General features: G+C 63.9%; 15 protein-coding genes. 3 read left to right on the forward strand and 12 right to left on the reverse strand.

Going from position 1 to position 14,968, the window contains the following annotated elements:
* Positions 1-22 precede the first annotated feature (22 nt).
* The 8 genes from HU763_RS11650 to HU763_RS11685 form a co-directional block, all read right to left on the reverse strand.
* Complete coding sequence (locus HU763_RS11650; RefSeq protein ID WP_186684956.1) at positions 23-871, reverse strand: TIGR03915 family putative DNA repair protein; 849 nt, start codon at positions 869-871, stop codon at positions 23-25.
* A complete protein-coding gene (locus HU763_RS11655; RefSeq protein ID WP_170029714.1) occupies positions 862-2,082 on the reverse strand; it encodes a putative DNA modification/repair radical SAM protein in 1,221 nt (406 codons plus the stop codon). Before HU763_RS11655 ends, HU763_RS11650 begins: the two co-directional genes overlap by 10 nt.
* 140 nt (positions 2,083-2,222) lie before the next feature.
* Positions 2,223-3,773, reverse strand: coding sequence for an ArnT family glycosyltransferase (locus tag HU763_RS11660; RefSeq protein ID WP_189665706.1), 1,551 nt, complete (start codon positions 3,771-3,773; stop codon positions 2,223-2,225).
* Between the two features lie 25 nt (positions 3,774-3,798).
* Positions 3,799-4,071 (reverse strand): lipid-A-disaccharide synthase N-terminal domain-containing protein, encoded by a 273-nt coding sequence (locus HU763_RS11665; protein ID WP_186684960.1) that lies wholly within the window; start codon positions 4,069-4,071, stop codon positions 3,799-3,801.
* A complete protein-coding gene (locus tag HU763_RS11670; RefSeq protein WP_186684962.1) occupies positions 4,068-4,811 on the reverse strand; it encodes a glycosyltransferase family 2 protein in 744 nt (247 codons plus the stop codon). Before HU763_RS11670 ends, HU763_RS11665 begins: the two co-directional genes overlap by 4 nt.
* A gap of 33 nt (positions 4,812-4,844) precedes the next feature.
* The gene (locus HU763_RS11675) at positions 4,845-5,819 is read right to left on the reverse strand and encodes an NAD-dependent epimerase/dehydratase family protein (RefSeq protein WP_186684964.1); all 975 of its coding nucleotides are present in this window, start codon (positions 5,817-5,819) and stop codon (positions 4,845-4,847) included.
* Entirely contained in the window at positions 5,807-7,144 is a 1,338-nt protein-coding gene (locus tag HU763_RS11680) for a UDP-glucose dehydrogenase family protein (RefSeq protein ID WP_186684966.1), read from the reverse strand. Before HU763_RS11680 ends, HU763_RS11675 begins: the two co-directional genes overlap by 13 nt.
* A gap of 48 nt (positions 7,145-7,192) precedes the next feature.
* Positions 7,193-8,128 carry a LysR family transcriptional regulator gene (locus HU763_RS11685; RefSeq protein ID WP_186684968.1) on the reverse strand — a complete coding sequence of 312 codons (936 nt, stop codon included), beginning with the start codon at positions 8,126-8,128 and terminating at the stop codon, positions 7,193-7,195.
* Positions 8,129-8,246: 118 nt separating this feature from the next.
* Here HU763_RS11685 and HU763_RS11690 point away from each other — a divergent pair, with 118 nt between their 5' ends.
* Together HU763_RS11690 and HU763_RS11695 are read left to right on the forward strand one after the other, a co-directional pair.
* Positions 8,247-9,110, forward strand: a complete 864-nt coding sequence (locus tag HU763_RS11690) for a type 1 glutamine amidotransferase domain-containing protein (RefSeq protein ID WP_186684970.1) — start codon at positions 8,247-8,249, stop codon at positions 9,108-9,110.
* 119 nt (positions 9,111-9,229) lie between these two features.
* Complete coding sequence (locus tag HU763_RS11695; RefSeq protein ID WP_186684971.1) at positions 9,230-10,276, forward strand: class I SAM-dependent methyltransferase; 1,047 nt, start codon at positions 9,230-9,232, stop codon at positions 10,274-10,276.
* A 115-nt stretch (positions 10,277-10,391) separates the two neighbouring features.
* Here the strand turns inward: HU763_RS11695 and HU763_RS11700 are convergent, their stop codons facing one another.
* On the reverse strand, positions 10,392-11,636 hold the full coding sequence (locus HU763_RS11700) for a saccharopine dehydrogenase family protein (protein ID WP_186684972.1): 1,245 nt from the start codon (positions 11,634-11,636) through the stop codon (positions 10,392-10,394).
* Between the two features lie 31 nt (positions 11,637-11,667).
* Positions 11,668-12,765 carry a carboxynorspermidine decarboxylase gene (gene nspC, locus HU763_RS11705; RefSeq protein ID WP_186684973.1) on the reverse strand — a complete coding sequence of 366 codons (1,098 nt, stop codon included), beginning with the start codon at positions 12,763-12,765 and terminating at the stop codon, positions 11,668-11,670.
* A gap of 274 nt (positions 12,766-13,039) precedes the next feature.
* Here nspC and HU763_RS11710 point away from each other — a divergent pair, with 274 nt between their 5' ends.
* The gene (locus tag HU763_RS11710) at positions 13,040-13,210 is read left to right on the forward strand and encodes a KGG domain-containing protein (RefSeq protein WP_170029725.1); all 171 of its coding nucleotides are present in this window, start codon (positions 13,040-13,042) and stop codon (positions 13,208-13,210) included.
* Positions 13,211-13,228: 18 nt separating this feature from the next.
* Here the strand turns inward: HU763_RS11710 and HU763_RS11715 are convergent, their stop codons facing one another.
* Positions 13,229-14,146 (reverse strand): pyridoxal-phosphate dependent enzyme, encoded by a 918-nt coding sequence (locus tag HU763_RS11715; protein WP_186684974.1) that lies wholly within the window; start codon positions 14,144-14,146, stop codon positions 13,229-13,231.
* Positions 14,143-14,817: a helix-turn-helix transcriptional regulator gene (locus HU763_RS11720; RefSeq protein WP_186684976.1), complete on the reverse strand. Its 675-nt coding sequence runs from the start codon at positions 14,815-14,817 to the stop codon at positions 14,143-14,145. Before HU763_RS11720 ends, HU763_RS11715 begins: the two co-directional genes overlap by 4 nt.
* Positions 14,818-14,968: the final 151 nt, after the last annotated feature.

A 14,968-nucleotide genomic window follows, 5' to 3' on the forward strand; every position in this document is an offset into this window, starting at 1 on the left:
TGTTTCGCGGGCGAGCCCGCTCCTACACCGACCGTGTTGGCTTGCTGATTTGTTTGCCAGCCTGCGCTGCCACTTCCAGCGCCTGGCCGTCGCGTTGCTTGCCCTGGCGCGCCAGGCCTTCGAGCTGGGGTATCAGCATGCCCTCCGGCAAGTGTCGCCAGAACCTTCCCGGCATGTGCAGACGTAACGCATCGGGATTGAGGCGGGCGGGGTTGAAGGTATGGCGGTAATAGGTGCGCCATAGCTCGGCACCCGGGTCATCGGCGTTGCGCGCCCAGTGGCGCCAGGCTTCGGGGCACTGCCGGTGGTATTCGAACGCTTGGCCGTCGAAGCGTATGCCATCGCGCGGGGTGGCGATCAACCAACGCAGGCGCCCCAGGCGGTCGGCGAAGTGCGGGCTGGCGCTTTCGAGGATGTCATGGGCCGGCTCGTGGTAAGCCACAAGGTCCAGCTGCAGGTGGGCCGCCACGGCGTCCGGCAATGGCACGAAGCGGACAAAGGCGTGCAGGTGGTGCGCCTCGCGGCTGACCTGCTTGATCCGCCGATGCAGTTCGCTGCCCAGCCGATCCCCCGCCAGCATTGCGGTGCGGTCGCCGTGGGCCACACGCCAGAGCACCTCATACAGCAGGTGCCAGCGTTGCTCGCCACGGTAGCGGGCGGCCTGTTCCAGCAGCGTCAGCAGCGGCGCCGGTACCTTGGCCCGGAAAGGACCGGGGCCTTCCGGGAGCGGAGTGGGTACGGCCAGCAAGTCAGCCATCGGCCCCTGCGACCAAGTGACCTCCGCGGGGTCGATACCATGCCCCAACAGCACGCGCGCCTGCTCACGCCAGGTTGCGAACAGGTCATCGCAGTCCAGCGCGATCATCCCCACAACCCCATCTGCACCGGTGCCTGTGGCTCCCGCAGACGGGCCCGCAACAAGCCGCTGCGCAGCTCGGCCTGGGCCGGGCGGTAGTCACTGGTGACAATGAACGGCCGCGCCTTGTCCAGTACACAACGCAGCTGGATCAGGTCGTCATAGCGGATGCGCCGCTCGCGCCGCAGCGCGACCAGGCGCTGTACGCTGCGCAGGCCAATACCTGGGATGCGCGCCAGCAATGCCGGTTCTGCGCGGTTCACATCCAGCGGGAAGACCTCACGGTTGGCCAGCGCCCATGCCAGCTTGGGGTCGATGTCCAATGCCAGGTTATCGCCCTGGCCGAGCAGTTCCCCGGCCTGGTAGCCATAACCACGCAACAGGAAGTCGGCCTGGTACAGACGGTGTTCGCGCAGCAGCGGCGGCGCCGCCAACGGCACGCTACCCGGGCTGTCGGGTATCGGGCTGAAGGCGGAGTAGTACACGCGCTTGAGGCCATAGCCCTGGTACAGCGACTCGGCATTGCGCAGCAGGGTGCTGTCGTCGGTATTGTCGGCACCGACGATGACCTGGGTGCTCTGCCCGGCGGGGGTGAAGCGCGGGGCCTTGGGTTCGTTGGCCACGGCTTGCTGGCCCTGGTGGATGACGCCCATGGCCTGGCGAATGGTGTGGGCCTGCTTTTCCGGCGCCAGGCGCTTGAGGCTGGCGTCGGTGGGCAGTTCGATGTTGACACTGAGGCGGTCGGCCAGGCGACCGGCTTGTTCGATCAACAGCGGGTCGGCATCGGGGATGGTCTTGAGGTGGATGTAGCCGCGGAAGTGGTGTTCCTCGCGCAATAGCCGGGCCACGCGGATCAACTGCTCCATGGTGTAGTCGGCCGAGCGGATGATGCCGGAACTGAGGAACAGGCCGCTGATGCAGTTGCGCCGGTAGAAATCCAGGGTCAGGCGCACCACTTCCTCGGGGGTGAAACGGGCGCGGGGCACGTTGCTGGAGCGGCGGTTCACGCAGTACTGGCAGTCGTACAGGCAGAAGTTGGTCAGCAGCACCTTGAGCAGCGACACGCAGCGGCCGTCGGGGGTGTAGCTGTGGCAGATGCCCATGCCGTTGGTGGCACCCAGGCCATCACCGCCCCGCGAATTGCGCTTGGGCGCGCCGCTGCTGGCGCAGGAGGCGTCGTACTTGGCGGCGTCGGCGAGGATGCCGAGTTTGGCAATGAGTTGCATGGCGTCATACCGTATACTGATTATTCATACAGTATTTTGAGAAGGCGCCGATTGCAAGTGCATTTGAAGTCCAGGCGATCATAGTGTCCTGTGCCACTCGCCCGAACGGTCACCTCAACCGCGCGCAGAAGGTGTGGCGCTCAATACTCCTGCCAGCGTCGTGTCGCTGCACCCTGGGGTTGCGGCGGGTTACTGGCAGGGCTCGCCCAGGCGAAGTGATAGACATGGCTGGGCGCTGCTGCTTGGCATTGGCCAGTGTCGGCATCGGCGGCGACCACATACCACTCGGCGCGCGAGGTTTCGCCGAGCCTGCGCGCCTTCTCGGCACTGAAGCAGCGGCCCAGTGCGGAGCCCGGGATCAAGGCGTAGGCTGCGGGATGCTGGCGCAGCCAGTAGGCGGCCGCATCTGCCCTGGATTGCCCGCTGAAGCCGAAATGCACGATAGGTTGCCGGGCAAACAGCCAGTGCCCCTCGCGCCAGTCAACCAGCACCAGTTCGGCTCCACTGGTGACGCGCGCGGCTTCGCTCATCAAGGTGTCATGTGGGTTGCGGCCTTCTTGCAATGGCTCGACCCAGCCGCGCGCGAACCATAGCGCGAACCATGCCAGGGCTACGGCGGTGAACCCCTTGCGCCAGGCCGGCCGGCGCTGTAGCCAGCGTTTGAGCAGCCAGGGCAGCAGTGGCGCGATGGCCAGCACCAGGCCCGGCAGCGCCGGGAAGATATACAGCTTGCGCTTGCCGCTGCTGAGGCTGAAGAACAACAGTACCAGCGCTACCCAGCCGAGCAGCAACAGAAAGCGCCCGTCGCGCTTGTGCAGTTGCCGATACCAGGCCGGTACCAGCCAGGGCAAGGCCAGCACCAGCGGCAGCCAGTACTTGGGGATGACCTTGACGAAGAAGTACCAGAACGGCTCACGGTGGTCCCAGGCATTGGCATAGCGGCTGGCGGTCTGGCGCAGCAGGATTTCCTTCAGGTAGGCCAGTTCTGCCGCGCCGCCGCCCTGGGCAATCGACACCAGCAGCGGCAACAGCCACACCGCGCAACCGGCCAGCAGGCATAACAAGCCCAGGCTCCAGCGCCGGGCCTGGCCGGGCATCACCACCACGCCGTGCCAATGCTGGCGCACCGCCCAGGCATACGGCAGCAGTACCAGCGCTGGGACAAAGCCCACGCCCTTGCTGATGATACCCAGGCCCATCGCCGCGCAAGCCAGGTAGAACCAGCCCCAGGCCGGCCCCAGCAGCAGGTGGCGCAACAGGCCATAGAGGCCCAGCGCCACCCACAGGCACAGGAAGCTGTCGATCTGCCCGGTGCGCAGGATGCTGTAGCTTTGGTAGGTCGCCAGGAACAGCAGAGCAGCGATCACCCCGACACGCCGGTTCCACAGGCGCCGCCCCAGGTCGTGCAGCACCCAGGTGATGGTCGCTGCCGATAACAGTCCGGGCAGGTACAGGGCGATGCTGGGCGTGCCGGTCAGGTTGGCGAAGAGGGCTACGGTCCACATGAACAGCGGCGGCTTGTCACCATAGATTTCTGCCGCCCGGTGCGGGATGAACCAGTGGCCGCTGTGCAGCATTTCCAGGGCAACGCCGAGGAAGCGCTCCTCATCCACATTCATCGGCTGGCGCCAGCCGATACCGGCACCCACCAGCAGCAGCGCCAGGGCCATCAGGGCCAGGCGTTCGGCCATGAGCGAGTCGAACCTTGGCACGGGGCTATTCCTTCTGTTGCGGGTGGCGGGCGATCAGCTGCAGGTTGCGCAGGTAGACCAGCAAACCGAAGCTCTGGCCAATGATGAACACCGGGTCCTGGCGATAGATGGCGTAGGCCAGCAGCAGCGCACTGCCGAGCATGCTCAGGTACCAGAAACCCACCGGGATAAGGCTGCGGCGCTTGATCTCGCTGTACAGCCACTGCAGCACAAAGCGCCCGGTGAACACGGCCTGGCCGGCGAGGCCGACGATTAGCCACAGGCTTTCGCGGGTCATCCTTCAAGCTCCTGCGGGCGCGTGTCCAGGCGGGTACGGCGGATCAGCCACCAGACCCCGAACAGGTCGAGAATGCCAACGAGGGCGCGATCCAGGTTGCCGTACTTGGACTCTCCGGCCCGACGTGGCCGGTGGTTGACCGGGTGGACCAGCATCCGGCCGTTGTGACGCAGGATCAGCGCCGGAATGAACCGATGCATATGGTCGAAGTAGGGCAGGCGCAGGAAGGCCGCGCGCTCGACCAGTTTCAGCCCGCAGCCAGTGTCAGGCGTGGCGTCCCCGAGCAGGCGCCGGCGCAGGCCGTTGGCAAGGCGCGAGGCCCAGCGTTTGCTGGCGCTGTCGCAACGCTTGACCCGGTGTCCGGCCACCAGTTTGAGGCTGCCGGCCAGGTGCTGGTTGGCGCGTACCAGGGCCAGCATGCCGGGGATGTCCGCCGGGTCGTTCTGCCCGTCGCCGTCAAGGGTGGCCAGCCACTGGCCGCGCGCCGCTTCGGCGGCGTGCCACAGTGCTGTGCTCTGGCCCAGCGAGTGCTTGTGGCGGAGGATGCGCAATTGCGCGTAGCCTTGGTTTTTCAAGTGTTGCAGGACGCTCAGGGTGTGGTCGCGGCTGCCGTCATCGACCACCAGCACTTCGTAGTCTTGCGTCGCCAGTGCCGCGCGGATTTCCTGCAGCAGTGCCGGCAGGTTGTCGGCCTCGTTCCTGGCGGGAATCAGTACCGATAGCTCAAGTGGGGATGTCATGGGGCGCTTGTGATCCTGTTGTGAGGGGGCGATTCAGACCCGGTAGTAGTCCCGGTACCAACCGACGAAGGCGTTGACGCCGTGCTCCAGTGATGTGCCCGGGGTGTAGCCGATCCAGCGCGCCAGGGCGTCGACATCGGCCCAGGTTTGCAGCACGTCGCCGGGTTGCAGCGGCAGGTAGTCACGCTGGGCCTTGGTGCCCAAGGCATGCTCCAGGCATTCGATGAACTGCAGCAGCCTTACCGGCTGGCCGCGGCCGATATTGAACAACTGGCAGGGCGGTTGCCCCTCGGCTGGCTGTGGCGGCCTCAGGCGCAAGCGCACGATGCTTTCGACGATGTCGTCGATATAGGTAAAGTCGCGGGCCATCAGGCCGTTGTTGTAGACCGCGATCGGCCGGCCCTCGAGGATGGCCCGGGTGAACGCGAACAAGGCCATGTCGGGGCGGCCCCAGGGGCCGTAGACAGTGAAGAAACGCAGCCCTGAGGTCGGCAACTGGTACAGGTGGGCATAGCTGTGCGCCATCAGTTCGTTGGCACGTTTGCTGGCGGCGTACAGCGACAGTGGTTGCTCGACCGGGTCGTCGACGCTGAACGGCAGCTTGGCGTTGGCACCGTACACCGAACTGCTTGAGGCATAGATGAAGTGGCGTGGTGGCTGCTGGCGGCAGGCCTCGAGTATATTGAGAAAGCCAACCAGGTTGGCCTGACCATAGGCACCCGGGTTTTCCAGCGAATAACGCACCCCGGCCTGCGCCGCCAGATGGATCACTTCACTGAACGGTAGCCCGGCAAACAATTGCTGCAGTTCCGCCGGCTGGGTAATGTCGAGGGTATGGAAGCGGAAGTTGGCGAAGTCGAACAGCTGTTGCAAGCGTGCCAGCTTCAACTTGACGCTGTAGTAGGCATTGAGGGTATCGATGCCGACCACCTCGATGCCAGCCTCGCACAGGCGCCGGGCAACGTGGTAGCCAATGAAGCCGGCCACGCCGGTAATCAGTACCGGCATGCTGGCTGCACCTGGCCACGGCCGATGCCATAGTAGGTCAGGCCGGCGGCGGCCATGTGCTCCGGTTCAAACAGGTTACGCCCGTCGAACACCACCCGGTCGGCGAGTTGCTGCAGCACCTTGTCCAGGTCGAGCACGCGGTAATCCTGCCATTCGGTAACGACCACCAGGGCATTGGCACCGCGCAGCGCATCCTCCTTGCAGGGCACCAGGCGCAGGTCGCTACGTGCGCCATAGTGCCGCTGGATCTCGTCCATGGCCTGCGGATCATGGGCCTGTACTCGCGCACCGGCGGCCCACAGAGCTTCCAGCAGCACCCGGCTGGAGGCTTCACGAATGTCGTTGGTATTGGGTTTGAACGACAGTCCCCACAGGGCGAACACCTTGCCGCGCAGGCCTCCGCGGTAGTGGCGCTGGATCTTGCCGAACAACCGGCCTTTTTGCCGCTCGTTGACCGACTCCACCGCACGCAGCAGCTGCGGCTCGAAGCCTTCGGCCTCGGCGCTGCGGCGCAGGGCCTGCAGATCCTTGGGGAAGCACGAGCCACCGAAGCCGCAGCCGGCATAGATGAAGTCGTAGCCGATGCGCGGGTCGGAACCTATGCCACGGCGCACCATCTCGATGTCGGCGCCCAGGTGTTCGGCCAGGTTGGCGATTTCGTTGATAAACGAGATCTTGGTCGCCAGCATGCAGTTGGCGGCGTACTTGGTCAGCTCGGCGCTACGTGCGTCCATGACCATGAGCTTTTCGCGGTTACGGCTGAACGGCAGGTACAGCTCGCGCAGCAGTTCCACCTCGGCAGGTTCCGCGCCACCGATGATGATGCGTTCCGGGCGCATGCAATCGTCCACGGCCGAGCCCTCCTTTAGGAACTCGGGGTTGCTGATGACCTGGAAGCGATGGGTGTCGGCCACGGCCTGGGCGATGTGCGCCTTGATGCGGTGTACCGTGCCGACCGGGACGGTGGATTTGTTGACGATTACCTTGGGCCCGTCGGCGTGCTGGAGGATGCTGTCGACCACTGCGAACACGTGCTTGAGGTCGGCGCTGCCATCGGCCTGTGGCGGGGTACCGACTGCGATGAACTGCAATCTGGCGTAGTTGGCCGCTTCGCTGGCGTCGGTGGTGAAGCGCAACCGACCACAGGCCAGGTTGTTCGCCAACAAGGGCGCCAGGCCGGGCTCGAAGATCGGGCAGTGGCCTTCATTGAGGGCGGCGACCCGCGCGGCGTCGACATCCATGCACAACACCGAATGCCCCACCTGGGCCAGGCACACTGCCTGGGTGAGGCCAACATAACCGGTACCGAAAACCGTGACCTTCATTTGACAGCTCCTTGGCGAGAAAGCTGAAAAAAAATGTCACATTGTTGTTTAGGAATTGTTACCCGTACTGACTGCCGATTGCTGGGCGACCGTCCATAGCTGTTGGCGGAACCACCGCCGCAGGGGATCGGCATGCGTGCGTTCGTGCCAGATCTGCATCACCTCGATTACCGGCAGGGCCAGCGGCAGCGGGTACATGACCAGGTCGTCATCGCGTGCGCTGGCTTCGACGGCCAGTGAGCGCAGGCAGGTCAGCAGCAAGTCGGTGCCGCGCAGCAAGCGCGCCGGGGCGATGAAACTGGACAAGCCGGCTACCACCCGTCGCTGCTTGCCTTGGCTGCGTAGCGCGCGGTCGACCAGGCCGTCGAGGTCGCCGGTGAGGGTGGTGAGCAGATGGTCGCAGGCGAGGAAGGTGTCGAGGTCCAGGCCCTTGCCCAGGCCTGGATGGCTGCGTGACGCCAATACGACCAGTTGTTCGTCGAGCAGGCGCTGCTGGTGGAAGGTGTCCGGCAGGTCGGTATAGAAGCCGGCAACGGCGAGGTCACAGGTGCCTTTCTCCAGCGCTTCGCGGGGTAGCTGGCCACGGGTGTTGTGGGTCACCAGGGTCAGGTTCGGTGCCTGGCTGCGCAGCAGCGGCAGCAGCCTGGGTAACAGGGTCTGTTCGACATAATCGGTGCTGTACAGGTGCAGCCGGGCAGGGCGGGCGAGAAAGTCCTGGCCTTCGCAACGTTCATAGAAACCTTCCAGGCTCATCACCAGGCGTTCCACCTGGGGGGCCAGTTCATGGGCGCGCGGCGTGGGCGTCAGGCCGCGGGGCGCGCGTACGAACAAGGGGTCGCCGAACTGATGGCGCAGCTTGTTGAGTTTGTGGCTGAGCGCAGGCTGGCTCAGCGCAATGCGCTGGGCGGCGAGGGTGGCATTGCGTTCCTGATACAGCACATGGAACAGGTACAGCAGGTTGAAGTCTTTGCTGGCGATATTCATTTTCTGGATTACAGGCATGCAAGCTTTCGAATTATCGAATCATAGCCTGGCCACTAGCATGAGCACATCGGCCCGCCCTGTATGGGATGGCCCATGGGTTGATCGAGGAGATTGCTGCATGATCCAGATGTCCAGGCTTGCCACTGCCGTGGCTGCCACCCTGCTCGCTGCTGGCACCCAGGCCGCGCCCAAGGGCGAGGTGCTGGTGCTGTTGTCCAGCGAGCACCAGCTGCCGTTGCAGGACGGCAAGCGCTACGCCACCGGTTACTACCTCAACGAGTTCGGCGTGCCAGCCGACCAGTTGCTCAAGGCTGGCTACAAGCTAGTCCTGGTAACGCCCAGGGGCAATGCCCCAAGCGTCGACCCGCGTTCGATCGATCCGAGCTATTTTGCCGGCGATGCGGCCGAGATGAAGCGGATCGAAAGGGTCGTCCAAAGCCTGCCGGGCATCGACGATACCCTGTCTGTGAAGGAGGTGCTGGCAGGCGATCTGGGCCGTTATGCCGGGCTGTTCATTCCCGGCGGCCATGCGCCGTTGATCGATCTGGCCAACAATCCGGAGGTGGGCGCCTTGCTGCGGTATTTCCACCAGGCTGGCAAACCTACCGCGGCCATCTGCCACGGCCCCATCGCCTTGCTCTCGGCCCAGCAGGACCCGGCAGGCTATGAGGCCGCGCTGGCACGTGGCGACAAGCCTGCAGCCACTGACTGGTTGTACCAGGGCTACCGGATGACCATCTTCTCCGACCCGGAAGAGCAGGTATTCGAGGGTTCGCTCAAGGGCCAGCGCCTGTTGTTCTACCCGGCGGGTGCCATGGCGATTGCAGGCGGCGACATGGGCTACGCCAAGGCCTGGCAACCCAACGTGGTGGTGGACCGCGAACTGATTACCGGGCAGAACCCGTTCTCGGACAAGATCCTGGCCAAGGCGCTGCTGGAAAAGTTGGCCGAACAGCCACAGCGCCCCGGACAGGGCATCTAAACTTACAAGTGGCCTGCAGCGGCTAACGCTCGCCAGGCCAACATCATCCAACCGACCACCGCCTCCCCGGAGCGGACTTCCCTCGCTGGCGATGGCCTTCTTGCAGAGGAGGGCAGGTCATGGAAGAGGCAAGGCTTCACGATTTCATGGGCAAGCTGGTGGGCGACATGGGCGCGGCGGCGACCTTGGCCAATGTGATACTCGGCGACGAACTGGGGTTGTACCGGGCCATGGCCGACAGCCAACCGACCACCCCCGAGGCACTGGCGGCGAAGACCGGTTGCCACCCACGGCTGGTGCGCGAGTGGCTCAACGCCCAGGCCGCGTCGGGCTACATGGTGCACGATCAGGGCCGCTTCGTATTGCCCGAAGAACAGGCCCTGGCTTTGGCGCTGGAAGATTCCCCGGCCTACATGGCCGGTGGCGCGGCGGTAGTGGCGGCACTGTTCCATGACAAGGACAAACTGGTTGCGGCAATGCGCGGTGACGGCGGGCTGGCCTGGGGTGACCATCACCCCTGCATGTTCAGCGGTACCGAGCGGTTCTTCCGGCCGGGTTACCGCACTTTCCTGGTGTCGGAGTGGCTACCGGCGCTCGAGGGCGTGGTCGCCAAGTTGCAGGCGGGTGCCAAGGTAGCTGACGTCGGTTGCGGGCATGGTGCTTCGACGCTGGTCATGGCCGAGGCATTTCCGGCCTCCACTTTCATTGGCTACGACTACCACGGGCCTTCCATCACCACGGCCAACGAACGCGCACGCGAAGCGGGGTTGGTGGGCCGGGTGACATTCCAGCAGGCCAGCGCCAAGGACTATCCGGGGCATGACTATGACCTGGTGTGCTTCTTCGATTGCCTGCACGACATGGGGGACCCGGTGGGCGCGGCGAAACATGCCTACCGCGCGTTGAAGGCGGACGGCACGGTGATGCTGGTGGAACCTTATGCCGAAGATTCGCTGGAGGGCAACCTGACGCCGGTCGGGCGCTTGTTCTATGCCGCCTCGACGTTCATCTGCACACCGAACTCGTTATCCCAGGAGGTGGGCTTGGGGCTGGGCGCCCAAGCTGGGGAGGCGCGCTTGCGTGCGGTGTTCGAGGAGGCGGGGTTCAGCCAGTTTCGGCGGGCGACGCAGACACCGTTCAACCTGATCCTCGAGGCCAGGAAATAAGGAGAAGCCGTCAGCTCGAAGCCAGCGCACCAGCTGTGAGCGCCTGGCTTGCCGGCGATGAGGCCGCGACGGGCAAAAAGAAGGGGCGCCTGAATGGCGCCCCCTTTTTTGCCGCTTAGGCTTCAGCGTCCCAAGGACGATCGCCTTTTTCATCCTTGATGCGGGTCGGCAGGCCCATTACGTCCAGCGCCTTGAGGAACGGCTCGGCTGGCAGCTCCTCGACGTTGACCATGCGCTTGGCATCCCACTCGCCACGGGCAACCAGCAGGGCGGCAGCCACCGGCGGAACACCGGCAGTGTAGGAAATGCCCTGGCTGTCGGTCTCGGCGTAGGCTTCTTCGTGGTCGGCCACGTTGTAGATGAACACTTCGCGCGGCTGGCCGTTCTTGGTGCCCTTGACCAGGTCGCCGATGCAGGTCTTGCCGGTGTAGCCCGGGGCCAGCGAGGCAGGGTCCGGCAGCACCGCCTTGACCACCTTCAGCGGTACCACTTCCAGGCCTTCGGCGGTTTTTACCGGTTGCTCGGAGAGCAGGCCCAGGTTCTTCAGCACGGTGAACACGTTGATATAGTGTTCGCCGAAGCTCATCCAGAAACGCACGTTCGGCACGTTGAGGTTCTTCGAAAGCGAATGAACTTCATCATGGCCGGTCAGGTACAGGTTCTGTGAACCGACCACCGGCAGGTCGTCGGTACGCTTGACTTCGAACATGCTGTTGCTGGTCCACTGGCTGTTCTGCCAGCTCCAGACTTGCCCGGTGAATTCACGGAAGTTGATTTCCGGGTCGAAGTTGGTGGCAAAGTACTTGCCGTGCGAACCGGCATTGACGTCGAGAATGTCGATCGAATCAATGCTGTCGAAATACTGTTGCTGCGCCAGCTTGGCGTAACTGTTCACCACACCCGGGTCGAAACCGACGCCGAGAATGGCGGTGATGTTCTTGGCCTGGCACTCCTCGAGGTGTTTCCACTCGTAGTTGCCGTACCATGGCGGGGTCTCGCAGATCTTCCCCGGTTCTTCGTGGATGGCGGTGTCCAGGTAGGCGACACCGGTATCGATGCAGGCACGCAGCACCGACATGTTGAGGAAGGCGGAACCGACGTTGATCACGATCTGCGATTCGGTCTCGCGGATCAGTGCCTTGGTCGCCTCGACATCGAGGGCATTGAGCGAGAAGGCCTGGATGTCGGCGGGTACCTTGAGGCTACCCTTGGCCTTGACGCTGTCGATGATGGCCTGGCATTTGGAGATGTTCCGTGACGCGATAGCGATACGACCCAGTTCGTCGTTATGCTGCGCGCACTTGTGGGCCACCACCTTGGCGACACCTCCTGCACCAATGATAAGAACGTTCTTCTTCAATTTATCCCTTGCTCCTTACTGAAAGCCGGTCTTACGACAGGCTGGAAACGTAGTCTTCGAAACCGAACTCGCGCACCACTTCGACGCTGCCGTCGAGTTGCTTGACCACGATGGATGGCATTTTCAGACCGTTGAACCAGTTTTTCTTGACCATGGTGTAACCCGCCGCGTCGACGAACGACAGGCGATCGCCGATGGCCAGCGGGCGGTCGAACTGATATTCGCCGAAGATGTCGCCGGCCAGGCACGACTTGCCGCAGACCATGTAGGTATGCGCACCATCGTTCGGGGCCATCTTGGCGTTGAGGCGATAGATCAGCAGGTCGAGCATGTGCGCTTCGATCGAGCTGTCGACCACGGCCAGGTGCTTGCCGTTGTACAGCGTGTCGAGCACGGTCACTTCCAGCGAGGCGCTGTTGGTGATGGCCGCTTCGCCCGGCTCCAGGTACACCTGTACGCCGTATTTTTCCGAGAAGGCTTTCAGGCGCGCGCAGAAGGCGTCCAGGGCATAGTCTTCACCGGTGAAGTGGATGCCGCCACCGAGGCTGACCCATTCGACCTGGTGCAGCAGGTGGCCGAAGCGTTCTTCGATGTGGCTGAGCATCTTGTCGAACAGGCCGAAGTCGCCGTTTTCGCAGTTGTTGTGGAACATGAAGCCGGAGATCTGCGAAATCACCTGTTCGACCTTGGCCGGGTCCCATTCGCCCAGGCGGCTGAACGGGCGGGCCGGGTCGGCCAGCAGGTAGTCGGAACTGCTGACCTGCGGGTTGACACGCAGGCCGCGGACCTTGCCTTCGGACTGTTCGGCGAAGCGCTGCAGCTGGCCGATCGAGTTGAAGATGATCTTGTCGCAGTTCTCGAGCATTTCCTCGACCTCGTCGTCGGCCCAGGCCACGCTGTAGGCGTGGGTCTCGCCGGCGAACTTCTGGCGGCCAAGCTTGAGCTCGTACAGCGAGGAAGAGGTGGTGCCGTCCATGTACTGTTGCATCAGGTCGAAGACCGACCAGGTGGCAAAGCACTTGAGGGCGAGCAGTGCCTTGGCACCGGAGTGTTCGCGCACGTAGGCGATCTTCTCCATGTTGCCCAGCAGCTTGGTTTTATCGATGAGGTAATACGGCGTCTTGATCATTTAAAGGCCCCCGGCCAGGCCGGCCAAAAAAAGGACACGCATTGTGCCTTCACTTGCCGCAGACCGAAAGGGTGGGATATGCATTTCGTCAGGGTTGCTGACGTTGCAGTGGCTTTTGCGGTTGTGGCGGGCTCAGTAGAACATGCTCATGTGACCGTCCTGGTCATTATCCATGACCTTGCTGGTTGCCCTGAGCCATTGGTCAGGGCAAGGCAATCATCGATCCTGCGCTGATCTCCAATATTGGGCATTCTTTGACTCAGGGAGACATAGCATGACCAAGCATCACGACAACGGCCACGGTTTTGCCGATGACCCACAACGGGTCCATGACGCGGGGCGCAAGGGTGGGTCTGGCAAGGACCTGAAACAGGACCGTGCGGAAAAGGCGCGTGTGGGTGGGCAACACAGCCACGGCGGTTCGCGTCGGCGCGGCGAAGGTTGACTTCGCCGCGGTCGCGCTTCAGTCGGCCGCGGCCAGCCAGGCGTGGATCTGCGCCAGGGTAGCGGTGGCCCCGCCACACACGACCACCAGCACGTTACCGTAACCGGCCAGCGCGACCGCGTCATAGGCCAATGCCAGCGCGGCACCGCAGGCCGGCTCCACCAGCACACGATGATCGAGCAGGAACCGCTCGCAGGCTTCGAGTGCGGCACGGTCACTGACCACATGGCTATGCACAGGGTGCTGGCCGGCGCAGGCCAGTGCCTGGTCGGTGACACGCTTGGCCCCCAGTGACGTGGCTACTGAATCGATACGCTCCAGCTCGACCGGGTGCCCTGCCTGCAAGGCCGCATGCAGCGACGCCGCGCCCGTGGTTTCCACTGCCAGCACCGGCACATCGCCCCAGCCGTTACGTTGCAGGCCCTCGACCACTCCGCAAAGCAGGCCACCACCGCCTACCGACAGCACCACGGCATCCGGCTTCAGGCCGGCTTCGGCAACCTCGTCCACCAGGCTGGCATGGCCAGCCCACAGCAATGGGTCGTCGAACGGGTGGATGAAAGCATCACCCTGGCCGACCAGCGTTTGCGCCAGGGTGTTGGCCTCCTGCCAGGAGCTGCCGTGTACCACCACCTTGGCGCTTTCCAGGCGTAGCAGCTCCTTGGCCCGTTCGGTGGTGGTCTCCGGCACCACCACGGTTACCGGCACGCCCAGCTTGCGCCCGGCATAGGCGACCGCCAGGCCTGCATTGCCTCCCGAGGAGGACACGAAATGCCGCGCGCCACGGGCATGCTGCACTTCGCAGGCATGGCCGACACCGCGCAACTTGAACGAACCGCAGGGCTGCAGGGCGTCGAGCTTGAGCCAGATGTTGCATTCGGCTGCCAGCGACAGCGGGCGGGATTCGATCAAGGGGGTAGGGATATGCAAGGTCATCGGCTGGCTCCACGCAGTTGCTCGAGATAGTTGTAAATGGTGTAGCGGGTCACCCCCAGGGCACTGGCTGCTTTTTCCACTCCGCCTTTGACGATGAACAGGCCGCGTTCCTGCATCACCCGCACGGCTTCGACCTTGGCCTGCTTGTTCATCCGCCCCTGGCCGCTGCGCTGCAGCGCGGCCTGGATGATTTCGCTCATCAGCAGCCCCATGTCGGCGGGCTCGTTGACGGAGGGGGCCGTTGCTGATGGCTGCAACTGCTGGAGGAAGCTCATGGCGGCGTCCAGGCCGGTCACATCGCTGTTGACGCAAAGGCTGGCGAAGGGGTGGCCGGTGCTGTCGCGGAAGATCGCCGTGGCGCTGCGCAAGGTGCGGCCTTTGAGGCTGGTGGCGTAATCGGGGACGACCACCGGCGCGCAGCCTTGCTGGTCGGCCGAGGCTTGCATGAGCGCCTTGAAGCCCTGGTCCTGTTCCGGGGCGGCAAGGATCGGGCTGCCGACGCTGCGGCCGGAAAGGTGGCCGTTGACGATCGCTACCACGGAGTGTTCCGGGTGATCGAGGTCGTGCAGGAGGATTTCCAGGTTGCCTGGGGCAACGCTGCCCATGGCCTGGATGGCGGCCTTGAGGACGGTGAGGGTGAGCTGGCGTTCTGCTTCGGGCGTCAGGGGCATGGCAAATCGCAAATCAACGTTTTGTGTATTTTTACACATAAAGTTGAATTGGGCGATTTGCTTTTTCAGGCCCATTCGCGGGTAAACCCGCTCCCACATGGACCCCACGGTATTCAATACCTGTGGTGAACCTGTGGGAGCGGGTTTACCC

Source organism: Pseudomonas anuradhapurensis (assembly GCF_014269225.2).
Taxonomy (GTDB): domain Bacteria; phylum Pseudomonadota; class Gammaproteobacteria; order Pseudomonadales; family Pseudomonadaceae; genus Aquipseudomonas; species Aquipseudomonas anuradhapurensis.